Annotated in this window: 13 protein-coding genes; 2 read left to right on the top strand and 11 right to left on the bottom strand. The window is 47.1% G+C overall.

The window, feature by feature from the left end:
* Positions 1–37 precede the first annotated feature (37 nt).
* The gene (locus tag CXK86_RS24055; protein ID WP_101314710.1) at positions 38–2,224 is read left to right on the top strand and encodes a YhgE/Pip family protein; all 2,187 of its coding nucleotides are present in this window, start codon (positions 38–40) and stop codon (positions 2,222–2,224) included.
* 126 nt (positions 2,225–2,350) lie between these two features.
* On the opposite strand, the gene CXK86_RS24050 is transcribed toward CXK86_RS24055, so the two are convergent.
* The 9 genes from CXK86_RS24050 to CXK86_RS24010 form a co-directional block, all read right to left on the bottom strand.
* A complete protein-coding gene (locus tag CXK86_RS24050; RefSeq protein ID WP_101314709.1) occupies positions 2,351–2,692 on the bottom strand; it encodes a DUF4190 domain-containing protein in 342 nt (113 codons plus the stop codon).
* 570 nt (positions 2,693–3,262) lie between these two features.
* Positions 3,263–4,018, bottom strand: coding sequence for an amino acid ABC transporter ATP-binding protein (locus CXK86_RS24045; RefSeq protein WP_076253365.1), 756 nt, complete (start codon positions 4,016–4,018; stop codon positions 3,263–3,265).
* 33 nt (positions 4,019–4,051) lie between these two features.
* Complete coding sequence (locus CXK86_RS24040; protein WP_076253366.1) at positions 4,052–4,711, bottom strand: amino acid ABC transporter permease; 660 nt, start codon at positions 4,709–4,711, stop codon at positions 4,052–4,054.
* Between the two features lie 111 nt (positions 4,712–4,822).
* Positions 4,823–5,593: an amino acid ABC transporter substrate-binding protein gene (locus CXK86_RS24035; RefSeq protein WP_036672520.1), complete on the bottom strand. Its 771-nt coding sequence runs from the start codon at positions 5,591–5,593 to the stop codon at positions 4,823–4,825.
* 132 nt (positions 5,594–5,725) lie between these two features.
* Positions 5,726–6,283 carry a DUF4825 domain-containing protein gene (locus CXK86_RS24030; RefSeq protein ID WP_076253367.1) on the bottom strand — a complete coding sequence of 186 codons (558 nt, stop codon included), beginning with the start codon at positions 6,281–6,283 and terminating at the stop codon, positions 5,726–5,728.
* Complete coding sequence (locus tag CXK86_RS24025) at positions 6,280–6,975, bottom strand: permease prefix domain 1-containing protein (RefSeq protein WP_076253368.1); 696 nt, start codon at positions 6,973–6,975, stop codon at positions 6,280–6,282. The genes CXK86_RS24030 and CXK86_RS24025 overlap by 4 nt, the downstream gene beginning before the upstream one ends.
* A complete protein-coding gene (locus CXK86_RS24020; RefSeq protein WP_076253369.1) occupies positions 6,972–7,331 on the bottom strand; it encodes a PadR family transcriptional regulator in 360 nt (119 codons plus the stop codon). Before CXK86_RS24020 ends, CXK86_RS24025 begins: the two co-directional genes overlap by 4 nt.
* A gap of 452 nt (positions 7,332–7,783) precedes the next feature.
* A complete protein-coding gene (gene melA / locus CXK86_RS24015) occupies positions 7,784–9,289 on the bottom strand; it encodes an alpha-glucosidase/alpha-galactosidase (RefSeq protein ID WP_076253370.1) in 1,506 nt (501 codons plus the stop codon).
* Between the two features lie 189 nt (positions 9,290–9,478).
* Positions 9,479–10,492 (bottom strand): AraC family transcriptional regulator, encoded by a 1,014-nt coding sequence (locus CXK86_RS24010; RefSeq protein WP_076253371.1) that lies wholly within the window; start codon positions 10,490–10,492, stop codon positions 9,479–9,481.
* Between the two features lie 181 nt (positions 10,493–10,673).
* On the opposite strand from CXK86_RS24010, the gene CXK86_RS24005 reads away from it, so the two are divergent.
* Complete coding sequence (locus tag CXK86_RS24005) at positions 10,674–11,306, top strand: histidine phosphatase family protein (RefSeq protein ID WP_076253372.1); 633 nt, start codon at positions 10,674–10,676, stop codon at positions 11,304–11,306.
* Positions 11,307–11,513: 207 nt separating this feature from the next.
* On the opposite strand, the gene CXK86_RS24000 is transcribed toward CXK86_RS24005, so the two are convergent.
* Together CXK86_RS24000 and CXK86_RS23995 are read right to left on the bottom strand one after the other, a co-directional pair.
* Positions 11,514–13,850, bottom strand: coding sequence for a rhamnogalacturonan lyase (locus CXK86_RS24000; RefSeq protein ID WP_076253498.1), 2,337 nt, complete (start codon positions 13,848–13,850; stop codon positions 11,514–11,516).
* A 694-nt stretch (positions 13,851–14,544) separates the two neighbouring features.
* A complete protein-coding gene (locus CXK86_RS23995; RefSeq protein ID WP_180361862.1) occupies positions 14,545–16,989 on the bottom strand; it encodes a glycoside hydrolase family 6 protein in 2,445 nt (814 codons plus the stop codon).
* Between the last annotated feature and the right edge of the window lie 459 nt (positions 16,990–17,448).

Here is a 17,448-nt window from a genome sequence, read left to right as displayed (position 1 = left end):
AACAAACGGATTAGCGTAAGGATAGGGAGAGAACATGATGAAATCATTCCACGTATTTGGGCAGGATCTGAAGTCCGCCTTCAAAAAACCAAAAGTATTTATTCCGATTCTCGTTGTAATGTTCATTCCGGTGCTGTATAGCGGTCTGTTCCTGAACGCATTTTGGGACCCCTATGGCAAAATGAATGAATTACCTGTAGCCGTGGTCAACACGGATCAGGGCGCAGTCTACAACGACAAATCACTGGCGGTCGGTCAGAATCTGGTCGATGAATTGAAGAAAAGTGATGATTTTGACTGGCAATTCGTGACTCGTGAACAAGCAGAACAAGGTATGCAAGACAACACGTATTATATGACGATTGTGATTCCGGAGGACTTTTCCACCAAAGCAACAACCCTGATGGATAAGCACCCTGAGCCGGCAGACCTGATCTACGAACCCAATGAAGGATACAACTTCCTCGCAGGTCAGATTGGCGGCACGGCGGTCAAACAAATTCGCTCCAAAGTCGCTGCCAAAGTCACAGAATCGTATACCGAAACGTTATTGGATCAGGTCGAAAAAATCTCTGGCGGTTTGGCGGATGCCGGGGATGGCGCAGGTCAGATCCGTGATGGCGCGATCAAGCTGGATAAGGGTGCTGCTACATTAAAAGAGAACCTGTCCAAACTGGCCGCAGGAACCGATAAGCTCGAAACGGGCGTAGTTACATTAAAAGAAGGTACGTCCACTCTCGCCCAAGGCACAGATGATCTTCATACTGGCGCGAGTGCCCTGTCCAATGGATTGTCCCAATTGGCAGCAGCAGGCAAGAAGCTGGGTGATGGAGCAACCCAGGCTGAAGCGGGTGGAAAACAGTTACAGGCAGGAATTCAATCCGCTCAAGAAGGTGCAGCCAAGCTGGATGCAGGACTGACAGCTTCCGAGGAAGGTAGTGCAAAGCTGACTGCTGGGCTGCAAAGTTCTGTTGAGGGTAGCGGCCAAGTTAGCGAGGGCGCCAAAGCGGTTGCGCAAGGTCTTGCCCAATTAGCCGAAGCGAGTCCAGAACTGGCCGCAAGTCCAGCTGTGCAGCAGCTCCTGGCAGTAAGTCAGGCTGTAGCCACTGGCAGCGAACAGGTGTATCAGGGCGGGCAGCAATTGGTCGCAGGCAGTCAAAACTTGTACGCTGCACAACAGCAACTGCATCAAGGCAGCAGTCAGTTAGTGCAGGGTGAACAACAACTGGTACAAGGTGCCACGCAGTTATCCGCCGGACAAGAAAAGCTTGCGACTGGTTTACAACAGTTCAATTCCAAATTATCCGAAGCAGCCGCTGGAGGAGCCAAACTTGCGGATGGTTCAGGTCAATTGAATGCTGGTGCAGGCAAGTTGGTTGCGGGTGTAAGCCAGTTCACTGATGGAATCTCAACCCTTGCAGATGGCTCACATAAGCTGGATGAAGGTGCTGGTCAGTTAAAAGAAGGTACCCTTAAGCTAACAGACGGCTCTGGCGAACTTGCCACCAAGTTGAATGAAGCGGCTGAGCAGACGGGTAGTGTAAAAAAGACCGATGAACTCGTAACCATGTATGCAGAGCCTGTTCAGGTCGATGAGCATAAATATAACGAGGTACCCAACTATGGTACAGGATTCTCGCCATACTTCCTGTCACTTGGGCTCTTTGTCGGCGCATTGATTGCCACACTGGTTGTACCCACACGCGGCAGCACGGTTAGCGAAGCAAGTGGCTGGAATCGTTTTATGAGTAAAACGCTGGCTTTCACACTCATGAGTGCAGTGCAGTCCCTGCTTGCTTCATGGCTGGTCTTATACGGCTTGGGTCTGGATGTTCAGAGCGTTCCATTGTTCCTCTTGTTCAGCTTTGTTACCAGCCTAAGCTTCATGTACATCATTCAGGCACTGGTGACTTGGCTGGAGAATCCGGGTCGTTTCCTCGCGATTCTGATGCTGATCTTCCAACTTACTACCAGCGCGGGCACCTTCCCGCTCGAATTAATTCCAAATTGGCTGAAAGTGTTTAATCCATGGCTGCCTATGACCTATTCGGTAACGGGTTATAAAGCAGTCATCTCAAGTGGACAGTTCGGTGTAGCCTGGGATCAGATTGGTATTCTGTGCATATTCGCCGTGATTGGGCTTGGAGGAACCTTAACGTATTTCCTGATGCATCGCACCACGGAGAACGCAAACGTCAGCAGTGAAGTCGCACTTCACCTGTAAATTCGTAAATTAAAAAGCAAAGGCGTGTACCTAAGCCCCCCTCTTATGGACAACAGAGGTGTTGGCTAAGGTACGCCTTTGCTTTTCTAGTTTTAGATACAATCTAAGTTTGCTAACTTCATATTTCTAGTATGTAGAATAAATTTCAGAACTTGAGATAGCGAAACTAAACAATAGTACGAGCAAAATAAGTAATACATAAATGGCTGTACCTATGATTCCACAGACAAGGCCAGCAATCGCTAACCCTTTTCCTTGCTCCATGCGAACTCTGATCTCTTTGAAGGCTAAAGATGCAAATATAATTGCGGCGATTCCGATTAAAATTCCCACGTAAGGAATCGTGACGGACAGAATTCCCAAAACTAGTGATACAATTGACTTACTATTGGTCTTTGGTACTACATAAGGCGGTGGTGGCAATGTGTCGTTATAATAACGATCAACATCATTTTCGCGATGTTCCAAGGTAAATCCTCCCTGTTTATTAAGTATGTTCATTATAATCGATTATTAGGAAAAATAATATCCACATTATGTTAATTATGAATTGATATTAGATTTATTTTATTCCCATCATCCCTGGACATATACCTACATCCATAAGCTTATAAATTGTACTTCAAGGATATGAGTTTAAGAACCGTTTATCCGTGTGATGATACAAATCATGAATACCTCTAACATATAGATATTATTATGGTAGTACTTTTCTAGATTACATTGGGGGATTAACTCAGATAAAAATCGATAAAGTAATGAACATACTTATGATTGTGATGCTTCTACCTATTGCTCTTTATCGAAATAATGTAGCTGTACTATGTTTTAGTATTGTTTTGTTTGGAATCATGAGTTACACCACTTATCGAATTCGAACACGTTGGAATGTAGTAACTTATATCTTTTTGACCCTTGTACTGATTATCTGGAACATATACCTTTGGACATAAGCTATTACTTTCAAAAAAAAGAACGCACTCCCTTATTACTCATAGGATTGCGTTCTTTCAACATTTCTTAGATTTGAAGTTTCTTCTATCTTTCCACTTCCACCCGCTGCAAAAATGTCCGAGTACGTGCAAGCTTTGGATTGCCGAAGATTTGTTCTGGCGGTCCCGCCTCTGCGATTTCCCCGTTATCCATGAAGAATACGCGATCCGCAACATCACGGGCGAAGCCCATCTCATGCGTGACAATCATCATGGTCATATTTTCCTGTGCAAGTTGTTTGATGACACGCAGCACTTCCCCGGTCAGCTCCGGATCAAGTGCCGATGTCGGCTCATCGAACAGGAGGATGTCCGGTTGCATCATCAGTGCCCGAGCAATGGCAACACGCTGTTTCTGTCCACCGGACAGATTGGCTGGATAGACATCAGCCTTGTCCGACAGCCCTACTTTGCCGAGTAATTCCAGACTGCGGTACCGAATGACGCTTGAGCTTTCTTTTTTCAAAGTTTTCGGTGCAAGTTCCAGATTATCTTGTACGGTCAGATGCGGGAACAAGTTGAAATGCTGGAATACCATACCCATACGATCCGTCATCTTGCGAATATCTGCGGCACCCGCGTAACGGCCATTATCAACCAACGTCTGATCCTGAATGCGAATCGTTCCGCCCGAAATATCCTCCAGATGAATCAGGCTGCGCAGCATCGTACTTTTCCCCGAACCCGAAGGCCCGATCACGGCAATCACTTCGCCTGGTTCCACGTTGAAGGATACCTGTTTCAGTACATCAAGTGCACCGAATGATTTTCTCAACTGATTTACTTCTATTATATGTGTCATATGCAGACAGTCCTTTGATTGATCAGATTTAATTTATTCAAATGAAAACCGCTTCTCCAGTGCCTTGAACAGCACGGTGAGTACGAGTGTCATGAGCAGATACATAACCGCCGCCACGAAGAAAGGTGTCAGCTGTAAGTCGCGATTTACCGCCGCTTGGGCGTAATACAACAGCTCAGGTACAGCCACGGCATAGAGCAGTGCCGTATCCTTGATGAGCGTAATGGATTCATTGGCCGTTGCGGGCAATACTACACGAATCATCTGAGGAATAATGACTTTAGTCATCGTTTGCCACTTTGTTAACCCCAGTACCTTCGCTGCCTCATGTTGTCCCTTATCAATGGAAAGCAGTCCGCCCCTGAAGATTTCAGCGAAGTACGCCGCATAGTTTAGGATGAACGCAATCCCCGCTGCAACAAAACGATCAAACACCAGATACTCTCCAATCACCGGAAGCAACGGTAAACCGAAGCAGAAGAATAGAATTTGGAGCAGTAGCGGTGTTCCTCTCATCACATATACATACGTATGGGCAATCCATGCCAGTGGTTTAATCTGGCTTCTCATCGCAAGCGTGACCGCAAACCCAAGCGGTACAGATAACACGATCGCTAGCAAGAACATGAAAATGGTGGTCTGCGCACCCTCTAGCATAGGTTTTAAAATGGTCGATAAATAATCCCAACTCATTGTTTTGTCTCCTCTAATCTGTTAACCCCGCATTCCTCTGGGGCATAAATCGCTCCAGCATGGAATACGGGGTCCGTTTTGTTCTAACTATATATCAGGTGTGTAACCTGCTTATTTCAGAACCTTATCTTCACCCAACCATTGGGTGGAGATTTTAGCCGCTGTTCCGTCTGCATTCAGCTCATCCAGCGCTTTTTGTAGCTGATTCAGAAGCTCTTCATTTCCCTTTTTGATACCAATGCCATATTGTTCCGGTGCAAGAGATTCATCCAGCAGTTTGAATGTTCCCTCTTCTTTGGACATGTAGTATCTAGCTACCACTTCATCAATGATGACCGCATCCAGACGTTTTGTCTTCAGATCCGTCAGTGCAAGCACGTTATCCTTAAATTCAGAAGCTTTCACTTTATCCTTCAGAGGACTTGCTGCCAATGCATCTGCCGCGGAGGACAGCGCCTGCAATCCCACATTTTTACCATCAAGTTCATCCAGCTTTGTGATTGGCGAGTCTGCCAAGGTAATAGCTACTTGACTGTTTTCCAGATACGGCTTCGTGAAGAGTACTTTCTCTTTACGCTCATCCGTAATGGTGTACCCGTTCCAGATCATGTCGATCCGGCCACTGTTCAGCTCTGACTCTTTGGAAGACCAGTCGATCGGCTGGAATGTGATTTCTTTACCCATTTTCTCCGCTGCAGCTCTTGCGTAATCAATATCAAAACCAACAATTTCATTTTGCTCGTCCCGGAAACCCATTGGAGCAAACTTGTCATCAATTCCTACAACAATCGTGTTATCGTCTTTGCTTGCGGAACTGGAACAACCAGCCACAATCAATACACATATACTAATGAATAATAGTAAAATCGCTTTTTTTCTCATCTCTCGAACCCCTCCAAGTCTATAACCAAAACCCAAACGCTTTAGTTCGTTACCACGTTATCAGAGATTTATAATAACATAGCATGGGAGAAGAGTCGAGTCTCTTGCCTATTTCCTTCTATTTCATGCAGCTTAATTGTCAACAATCTGTGAAAAAACCTCTTTCACTTGTGCCGGTTCCACCAGCTTCTCGCGTACAGTCGAATTCCATAGCTCCGGGTTCTGAAGCTCCTTTAATTCCGTACCTGTCCATTGTTGGGCAGATTCACGACGTAAGGTATGGCTGGTATTCTCAAACTGGTAGACGATCTGCTCCAGATTATCGATCATAACAAAGTTCGCAACCGCATTATATACAAGTATCCGCTCAAGTTCCTCTGCATCCATCCCACGCGTATCCAAGCTATAATTCACTTGGACCGTGAACGTCTCCGGGTACAGTTGGTAACCATTCAATCTTTCACGTAAAGGTAAAGCCTGATTCAGATGACTAAGGTTTGAATTATCACCCATGTAGGGACTGCGATATTTGGCTAAAGCGGCAAAATCATGTGTCAGCGGATTCTGCTGCTCTTCCTCGTACCGAGCCTGTTTCGCCTCGATCTTCGGATTAACGAAACCTTCAACAATCACTAAGCCAATGATGCCCAACACAACAAGTGTTATAATCCATATGTTTCTAATTCTCATAACGCATCACTCACTTCATACTTACTAACGATCCGATACGCGCGATGCACAACCAAAGGAATAATAACACTTAGTAATGGGATGGCAAAGGCAATGACGATCACTGCAAACTGATAGGGTCCATCCACCTGAATGGGTCGATTAAACCAGATGTTGCTTCCGAATCGCAATGCTGCCTGCGTTCCCCATAGTACGAGTATTAATACCGCCCACAACCACCATATTCTGCGATTCCACTGCACTAAGGCAGGGATTCGAATAACCGTGGTTTTCACGGAAGTTGCAGAATCGTTCGTCTTGTTGATCAACAGATACAATATATACATGCCACCAACAATGAGACTCACGATCATAAGCAGATTGTTTATGGCGGAGCCTTGCATCAGCACTCTCATTGGAATGGTAATGATCCAGGCTATGAGGCTGTAAATCAGAGCAGACTGAAACAACGCTGTCCAGTAAGGAACACGTTGTACCCTTCGATGGTCACTCATCACTTCATCCATACCAGCGATATGCTGAATGGCGGTCTGGAACGCCTTCTCTTCACTCATACCCTGCGAGATATAATCTTCAATCCGCGCAGCGAGATTGCTGTGAATCTCTTCTTTTAATTCTCGATTGTCTAATGTATCTTGTGCGTGAGCGAACAAACGATTCACATGACGAGTGATGCGAGCTTCCAATCTCATAGGTCTTCATCTCCTTTTTCTCCAGTGACAATCATGCAATCAATCAGTGCCTTGGCTGCTTGCCAAGCATGAACCTGCTCTCTATAGGCTTTAAGGCCTTGCGTTGTAATTCGGTAATATTTGCGTCGTCCTCCCTGCGTCTCTTCCCCCCAGTAGGACTCCACATATCCACTCTTCTCCAGCCTCTTCAAACTGGAATAAAGCGTAGGTTCCTTCAATTCAAACTGCTCTCCGCTCTTGCGATAGATCTCCTTAATAATGCTGTAGCCATAGTTATCTGCGGGTATAAGTACACTCAGAATGATGGGGTCAATATTGCCCCGAATCAGATCACTGTTAATCACTTGCACATCCATCTACGAGTTTCACCGACTTTCTTCCGTCCTGTGTATACTATAAGACACATTACTATGTCTGTAAAGGTAGTATGTATCACATGGTAAATATGCATCGCAAGAGTAACACTAGCAACATTCCTCTCTTGCAAATAAAATTCTTCAATACGATAAGAACATTGACCACATTGGTATTTCTTTCAACTTTGCTGATATTATCCGGCTGTAATCCTACTCCAAGTCATGGTACAAACAAAACTGCCTCACCCTCAACTCTTTGCGAGAAGGTTCATTCCAGTTAGCGCAGGAAAAAGGTACTCATTATTATGGAGCCTTTGCCCGCTGGACTTCCTCTCAAAATTCGCAGGTTTCCTTGGGTGATACCTCTTTTGCCTTTGTTATCCGTGGTGTGGAAAAAAAATAAAAACAAACAGGGCCCCTCCAATTTTGGAGAGGCCCATACGCATTTTTATCTATTGCTGCACTTTCTCGCGATCTTTCCCTTTATCCGATTCCCCCGCATTTTTGTTCGCAGCATCGCGATCCTGTTTCATTTCTTCCACCGTTTTCACCTTGAGTCTTGCCGCTCCTTCATATTCCATTGTTGGAATAAGGTCACCTGCAGCAAGTCTTGCTTCTGCAGCTGCAATCGCATCTCCGTACTGCGGCAACCACTCGGCCTGTGCAACGAGCATCTCGTCGACCATCTGCCAGATTTCTTTTGGATTACATACGGCACCCACGAGCGGGTCCATCATGAACGCCTGACGAAGTAATTTGTCATCTCCGTTCACCGCAGCTTCAACCGCGAGCCGTTGCACGGAAATACTCACATTACATACCGCAGCCGGGCCAAGGGGCAGATCGCCTACATGTGGCATAGAGATGCCGTTGCGATCCACATATCCCGGTGCCTCAATAATCGCATCGTCCGGAAGGTTGGAGATTACTCCATTATTAACGGTATTGAAATGTCCACGATAGACACGTCCCGTCTCCAGCCCTTCAATAATGTATGAACCGTGCTCCTCGCCCCGTTTTTCCGGAATGAATTGCATCGGTTCATCCTTCATCCAGTTTGGAAAATCAGTTTCAAACCAGTTGCGCCCCTCGGTACATACCCGCAAATATCCACCCGTCTCTCCGTTGATCCAGTTGCCCAGGTCGATCCATTCGTTGATCTCTTCCGGACGTTTGCGGTACCACGGCACATATTCACTCAGATGACCATTCGATTCTGTACTGTAATATCCGAACCGGCGTAGCATATCGATCCGCACTTTCTCAGTACGGCTATACTCCGGATGTTTCTCGAAGGCTTCGAGCAGGTCACCTGTAAGGTCTTTACCTTCATGAGAAGCCTGAATATACCAGGTCTGATGGTTGATGCCGGCACAGACAATATCCACTTCACTCTTTTTCAATCCGAAAGCTTCCGCAATCTGATGATGACCATGCTGTACGCCATGACACAGTCCGATCGTCCGTACACCACCGTACTTGTTGCAAGCCCATGTCAGCATCGCCATCGGATTGGAATAGTTCAAGAGCAGCACGTCGGGTGCGCTCTGTTCACGAATATCCTTACAGATGTCCAGCATCTCGGCGATTCCCCGTTGTCCGTACATAATGCCGCCTGCACACAGCGTATCGCCGACACATTGGTCTACCCCATATTTCAGTGGAATATCTACATCTGTTGCAAATGCTTCCAGTCCCCCAACACGAATCGTACACAGTACATACTTCGCATCTTTCAATGCTTCTTTACGATCTGTTGTCGGCTGAATCTGAATATTCAATCCATTCTCACGGATATCCCGCTGACACAGCTCCGTCACCATGTCCAGATTGTGCTGGTTAATATCGCAGAACGCAATCTCGATGTTGTTAAACTCGGGTACCGTGAGCAAATCCCTTAACAATCCCCGTGTAAATCCGATACTTCCTGCCCCGATAAACGCCACTTTAAAAGACATCCCTATGTCCTCCCTTAATCCGAATCTTTCGCTTCGGTTAATGACTCTCTTCATGAAATCATTGTACCAACCGCTTATAGGGAAGCGTTATCAAAATCATGACCTGTTCAAGATCTTGTTGTCAAAAATCCTAACTTTTACGCGCTAGCTCCAATAATCGATATGTATTCGAAAATAACTGCAATCGGCTCATTCATCCGACGGGTACTGACTAACATGTCGTTCCATAGAGGAGCGAAATTCGACCGGAGTCATGCCCGTCGTCTTCTTGAATAACATATGAAAATACTGACGACTGCCTACTCCAACATAGTCGGAGATTTCCGAAATAGGAATATTCGTCTGCTGAAGCAGCATCTTGGCCTTCTCCATGCGAAGCATCGTCAGGTAGTCGGTAGGTGTGCGCTGCGTGTGCTGACGAAAAATACGATGTAAATAGCCTGGATGCAGATTGACGGCTGCCGCAATATCCTTCATCTGAATGTTGCGATCCATATTGTGATGCATGAATTCAATGGTTCGTTTGACGTACAGTTCCGCCTGATCTGGCGCACTCCGGCTCATTTCTCCGCGCAGACGTGCAACACGAACCAGCAACTGGATAAACAGCGTACGCACCAGCATACCCTGTTCAGGAGACGACAGATTCCGGGCTTCGCGATGTTGTGCCCTTTCCTCTGTAGGAATAACTCCTATCGGTAAAGACGACCTTCCTTGCTCCTGCAGACCGCGCTGGTCGAGTTCCAACACCAGACTTTTCATAATGTGATACACTTCTTCCGGGTCAGGCAGTACCAGATATGGCGAAGCATTAGTGAGTAGAGTGTGGACTTCTTCCTCTTCCAAAGCGAGCTGGCGGATGGATAGCTGTCCAGTAGGCGAGTTTGAGAATGCAAACTCCACATTAAGCATCCGGCAAGGCACGCCATCTTCCACCAGCAAACGGTGCGGGACACCTGCATCTAGCATAATGAACTGCCCTTTTTTCAAAACGGCCTGCTCTGAACTCCCATCCGGCATCTGCACATCCACCCGGCACATTCCCGAAATAATATACATGATCTCTGTCGAATCATGATTGTGATAGGACATACGATAGTTGTCCCATTGCTTGTAGTAGTACGCGTAAAATCGCGGCCCGCAATCCTCTGTTCGCAAACCCTCCTGATACAGGCTTCCTGTCCAAGGCTTTGTTATGCTCATGTCGATACCTCCATTCCTTCAACGATCGATCCTCACTTTTCTCCATTGTAGCAATTCTATAGGTTGAATATAAACTGTCTTGCTTAAAAGCCTCATTGCAATATTTAATTAGATGAATATATAATTAGTTTATCATCTAATCATTTATGTGAACTGTCTATAACTAAGGAGGTTTCCAATCATGAGTACCACCTTTCATTTGGTGAGACATGGTCTCAAAGAACGAAGAATCGGTGATGTCTCCCTCACTTCCGAAGGGGTTTTACAAGCCGAAGCCACAGCACTTCATTTTGCCAGAGCTACCTTTCCCGTTACTAAAATCCTTACCAGCCCACTTCGACGAGCCCAAGAAACCGCCAACATGATTGCCCGCCACACCCATTCCCATACAACCGAAGATCCTCGCCTGCGCGAACGTGCCAATTGGGGCGATTGCCCGGATCAGTCATTCGAAGAATTCATTGCGATGTGGGATCGATGTACGTCTGACCCAGATTACATTCCACCCGTGGGTGACTCGGCCAAACAGGCTGGTGAACGGCTGGCCTCCCTCCTAACCGAATTAGCTAATGAAGAGCCAGAGAACAGTAACATTATTGTGGTTGCACATGGTGGACTCATTACTGATTTTCTGGTGCAAACCTTTACCGAGGGCGAGCTTAACGTCTGGCATTCCGATTTTATAGCTATGCAGAACCAACTTATTCCCGAGTGCTCCATCACCACCTTGATCCATGATCAAGGTAACCACACGATTGGAGCGTTCGCTTCTACCGTGCATCTAGACTCCAATTATGAAAATGGAGTGACGTAAATTCTAATGGATTGGAACACACCAAGCTCTATTTCGCAGATCCTAATGTAAAAAAAGCTCTGAAACCTCCATGTGCCGAGACACATGGGGATTCCAGAGCTTCTAAGCTTTAATACTAACTCTTAAAAACTGATGCTTCCTTACGTTACAGCCTGATCATGAACACATGTTATGTTGCTATTGCTAGCTATTATTACTCCGGCCTGCTTACTTTCCGCCCTTACCTGGTGTGTAGAACTTAGGCAGCGTTACTTTGGACCAGTCCATATCCGATGCCATGTAGAAGGACGGATAGGACGGCTGGTTGTATCCACTGTTCTGTCCGGCAATGCCCACACGATACATCGCATCATGCATCAGCGTGTACAGCTTGCGGTCTGTCTTCTCGGTACTCAGATAGATACGAATCGCTGAACTGTCGGTGGTTCTCACCAGCATCTCTTCTCTCCAATCCCCGAAGATATCAGCTACGAGAGAAGGTGTACCTTTGGTGTGATTGTTGGTCAGTGTGCCTGTTGCCGTCAGCAACGTGCCACGATTCCAGTCTTTGATTGTAGGTGTGACGTCGATGGCACCTTCAACGATCTGTGTCGTCATATCGGCAGACCAACGAATATTCATATTCGTTCCCGGCATCTGATCACTGATTTTCTCACCCTTAGCTGTCCACAAACCTACAGCCCATGTCTCAAGTCCACGCCGAGTCGGATCAACATCACCCACCATGCCGCGACCGGTATCTTTCCCCGTGTACCCACCATAGATTACTTCTCCGGTCTTCGCATCACGCAGGGAATAACCATATGGCGCCCAAGGCCCACCCTCGTGTACCATAAAAATCTCAAGTCCCGGACGATCCGGGTCAATATCTGCCACATGAAGTGCGTCCCCATGACCCAGACGGGCAATCGTTCCCGGTGCAGCACTCTCGGCTGGCATCAGGTCTGTGGAGCTGTACAGCACGCTGCCGTCATGATCAATTGTAGCGGAGCCATAGATAATCTCCTGTTTGCCGTCTCCATCCACATCCGCCACACTGAAATAGTGTGCACCTTGAGTGGTGATGGAACCATACTGCGGATCTGTGCCATCCACACCATGCGGTCCGTCATTGAATGGGTTCTTCATTGGCGTCCAGCCGCTGTCCACTTTCCATTCCTTTTTCAGCTTCTTGCCGTCCCAATTGTAGGCAACCATCGTTGAACGTGTATAGTATCCGCGTGCAAAGATTGCAGACGGTTTCTTGCCGTCCAGATACGCCACGCCTGCCAGGAAACGGTCCACCCGATTCCCCGGTTCAATCCGTGCCATGGCATAATCGCCCCACATCAGACCATCATCATGACGCTCGGGTTCATATGGAATGGTCTCCAGCTCTTTGCCTGATTTACCTTCAAATACCGTAACATACTCCGGTCCATCCACAATAAAACCTTCAAACTTGCGCAGCTCATTGCGGTTACTGCGCTCTACTGCGTACACATCAATGAAGTAGTCGGCCAGACTCTCCGCATCTTGCTGAGATAATGGGTAGTTATATTTTTTCTCAATTCCAAAAGCCTCTTCCAATGTCGCAGGCCAGTTCCCCTTCACAACCTCATCGTGTTTATGCCAGTTTCTGAACATATCCACCACGTGATCGTAGTAACCATCCGCACTTAAACGATAATCATCTTCATTCGAGTACCCTGCCTTGCGATCCTGCTTCGGAAGTGTAATGTACTTCTCGGATGTCACTTTTCCTTTTTTGTTATATTTGATAATCTTCGTGCCCGGAGCGGTCTTGAACATCATCTCGGCCTTGCCATCTCCGTCAAAATCGTAAACTAGCATCTGTGTATAATGAGCACCTGCACGGATATTGACCCCAAGATCGATCCGGTACAACAACTGACCGTCCAGGGTGTAAGCATCAATGTAGGTTTTACCGGTGTACCCTTTTTGCGATACGTCCTTGGCGTTGGAAGGATCCCATTTGACGAAAAACTCATACTGACCATCCCCATCCACATCACCCACGCTCATGTCATTGGCGGAATACGTATAAGCTTCTCCCGCAGGCGTCACACCATCGGCGGGTTTTTGCAGTGGAATGTCCACATACCCGTTCGCCCAAGGTTTGACTGATGCACTGCGTTTGCTCTCCTTGCCCTTCTTGTTCACCGCTGCCACTTCATAACGGGAAGACGATTTGCCCGCGGTATCTACATAGTTGGTGCTGTCGGTGACGGTAGCGATCTTTTTACCATCACGATAGACGTTAAAGTCCGTACCTGTCAGCCCTTTGTCGCTATACCCTGTGGCCTCGTCACCAAGCAATCTCCAACTGAGAAAAACACCTTCAGATGTCGATGCAGCCACCAAACCCCGATTCAGATATTCCAGTTGAATCTCTTTCACGTGACTGCCCCCCTTATGTGATTGCAGGCCAGCCTCCGTCGCCCCATTACCGTTCGAAGCTTCCGCTCCCGTAACGCCAGCCGTTCCTCCAATGAGCAAAGCTACGCTAAGTGCCGAAGAGAGCACCTTGGCTGCAAGTGGCATACGAGCCTTTCTGCGACCTGATTGCCGACCTGACACCGATCCCTTATGTACCGGCGCTGTTGTTCCTGAGTTCATCCACCTTCACGCTCCTTGAGACAGAATGGGTAACGCTTGTACACATCGATGATGATTAGACGTTCGATAATTCATAGAGGCCTTCTTCGAAAGAAGGTTTCAACCCGCAATGATTACGCTTACAAAATTAAAAAAGAGAAATCAGCTTGCCCGACTACCAGAGTTCGGTCCCCCTTCCATTCTCTTTCCAATCCGAGCGAGGTGATCCCGCCCATCGGGTTCTATTATAGACATCCTGTCTGCCAGACCCTAGGCAAATATCCGTCCAAAACGATTAATAATCAGTGTTTTTAGGAGTCATTTAGGAAATAAGTACTTGCAACTCTGAGGGTTATCCGTTCCGGTTACGAATCGTCCTTATGATCGCTGTTATCCCCGGATTTTCTTCCATCCCCTTTCCAAGGGAAAAATCCGTTGATAAAGGCGAGATGATGCTTACGAAGTAGCTTTCTTGCAGAAAGCTTTCAGCTTCGCTTCTTCAGAATCGATTTCGTCCCCTCCACTACGTTCCTCAGTTGATCAAGAACTTCAATCTAGAATGACTCCTTGTAATGCATAGCAAAAAACCGCAATCCTCTAACACACAGAGGATCGCGGTTAAGACAGTTACAATTAAAGTTTAAGGCTCAATACCCCATACCAGGTTTCCACCTTGGTGGAGTGTTACCTTGTTCCAATCCTGGTAGGATGTTTTCGTTGGATCGAAGGAATAGTCATTAGTCTCGTCAAAGTTGGACCAGTCTGTTTTGTACATGCGAAGCTGGATGTCTCCAGTCTGTCCACCAGCCTGAATGCTGCCAGCGGCAGATGTGAAGCTCAGCTCTACATACGAGTCTGTGAAAGTCCGCTGGATATTGGCTCCGCCAACTTGAGCGTAATCGATGGCAGAATCCATCGCAGCCGAGCCTTCTTTGGAGAAGTAATACCGGATCTTCAGATCACTCAGATTCACAGCAGTACTGCCCAGGTTTTTGATGTTGAAATACGGTTTGATCTGGCTATCTTGAGCATTGGTATCTCCAGCACGATATTGCACGACAAGATCACTCGTTGGTACAACGACACTTTGAGGTGTCGCGGAAGCTACAGCGGAATTGGCACTTTGCCCTGCTGCATTCACTGCACTTACCACATAATGATACGTTGTGCCGTTCGTCAGGGCAGTGTTGGTGTAGGACGTACCACTCACATTCGCCGCGATCGTTGTGAACGGACCTGTTGCACTCAGTGCGCGTTTCACATCATAACTTGTTGCACCTATAGAAGCGGTCCACGTCAGGCTCACCTGTGCATTGCCTGCAGTTGCTGTGAGAGCAGTCGGTGCAGCTGGCGCCGTTACACCTGCAACAGGTGTAGCTGTTGCTGTTGCAGAGTTAACACTTTCACCTACTGCATTTGTTGCCGTTACCACATAATAATAGGTTGTACCATTGATCAGACCGGTGTTGCTGTAAGATGTTCCACTTACATTAGCTGCAACTGTTGTGAATGGACCTGATGCACTCAGTGCCCGCTTCACACTATAACTTGTAGCCCCTGTGGAAGCAGTCCACGTCAAGGAGACCTGAGCGTTACCGGCAGAAGCTGTCAATGCTGCTGGTGCTGCCGGAGCTGTTGTTCCGCCCGGAGGATTACCTCCACCGTTACTTGCAGGAAGTACAGGGAATGCGTTTTTCACCAGTGCCACGAATTGATCATGGAACCAGTGACCCGATACCGGAGCATTAGGCAACGCACCTGTTAATACACCATCCCGAGTTGTGAAGGTTGGATCACACATCCGGTCAAAACCTTTGCCTTCGTTATTCGGAATTTCGGAGCTGGAGCCATCGGATTCACCCGGAGGTTTCACCCATACATAAGCATCCAGATGCGCTGGTCCTGGTGCAGCCTTAGGTGCTTCACCAATACCTGCGCCACTGGCATTACACCAGTTCCCCCGATGCTCCCGGCGATCTACACGTCCGGAGTTCACATAATCGTTGATGTTGCTGCCCGTAGCAGATGCTGGACGGTCTACCCCGCCCCACCCATTCCGGCTAGTATCAATCAGGAAACCTGTGCTGCTTGGCCAGCCAGCTTGTACGAAATCGGCATACAGCGCAGCAGTGAAATCGGTTTCGTCAAAATAAGGATTCCACTCATAAAACTTGGCAGATTTAATCGGTTGTCCACCGATATTGAGATCAGGGTTAGACAGGTTCGGCTCCCCCAGCGGTGTAGTGTTTGCTGTATTTGTAATGAAGCCATCTGCACTGCTCAGACCTGCGGCTGTCCCTTGCACAACACTTGTATACAGCGCGACTGCTGCAGAACGGTTGTTATCCCATCCAAGCCAGCCGGAGTGGCCGATATCCAGATAGTTGTACACATTAGGAATGGCGTGCAGCTTGTCCAATGCATACTTCACACCCGCCTCATAGATACCTGTTGAGCTGGCTTGACCACAAGCTGGTGTACTCAGGTTGGTCACGAGGTTAGGCAGACTGTCCGGTTCAATGACAGCAATAATGCGAATATCCTGATACTTCGGATCTGCGAAGATATCTGCGAGCACATCAATATAATCCGTTTTATATGTCTGCAGTGCCGCCTGTGTTAGTGGAAGCTCACCATTCGATGCGAGTGCATGACAATCCCGTCCAGGCAAGTTATAGATAACAAATGAAGCCGTTATAGGCGTACCCGGTTTCTTTTGAGCGAGAACGGCATCAAGATGTTGCTCTACACTTTTGCGACCAGCGTTGTCCGTCCCGCCATAGATTGCAGCAATCCGGTCAACCCATACTGCGGTTGGATACGATTTGACCGTCTCCATCTTGGCCTTCAACGACGCATCGTTGGTCAATGCAATGGACGTATCCACGAGAGCTGAATAGTCCTCGTTCAGATACGCGGTTGCCCCTACAAATGGATTATCCACATGTGCTTCAGCCGCCTGAGTCAAGCCTGGAGACAGTCCAGGGAAAATCCCCGCCGCGAGCAGCGTTGCTGCAAGCATTTGTTTTACACCTTTGCGCAGGATCTTCTTACCTCTCGATTTGGTTTTCAATTTAGTCTTCATAGTTCCACCTTTCCTTTAGTTAGATTGGGTTGTACTCATGTCTGATCCTCTGTGTCATTATGATGCTTAGCACGAAGAGAACGTTCGGATGAGTTGGTTGTATCACCTCCAAAAGAAATGGTTGTATCACTGGAATCTTGAGCAAACAAATGGTGTGTGAGGGCGAATCATGTGAATGAGTATAATATGGTGGGTGTGGTTGAACGTGTGTTAGACATGAAGAAGTGTGAACAATGACTTATGGGATGTCTGAATCCTAAATTGGGTAAGCGCTTTCTTCAAACGGTTAAAAAAAAGGCCTTCGCCTATCCATCTACAAACATGATGTTCGGTGTCACCTCCTTATGTTCTGATTATACGACATGTAAATTTTACTGTAAATTGAATTATATAAATTTAATTATATTTTTTTCCATAATTCAGGCAGGAATCTGGACATCCCTTGCTCCAAAAGACACA

Origin of the sequence: Paenibacillus sp. BGI2013 (genome assembly GCF_002843485.1) — a bacterium.
GTDB classification, from domain to species: domain Bacteria; phylum Bacillota; class Bacilli; order Paenibacillales; family Paenibacillaceae; genus Paenibacillus; species Paenibacillus amylolyticus.
Note: the sequence above shows the minus strand (reverse complement) of the source record. Positions and strands in the feature narration are given on the sequence as shown.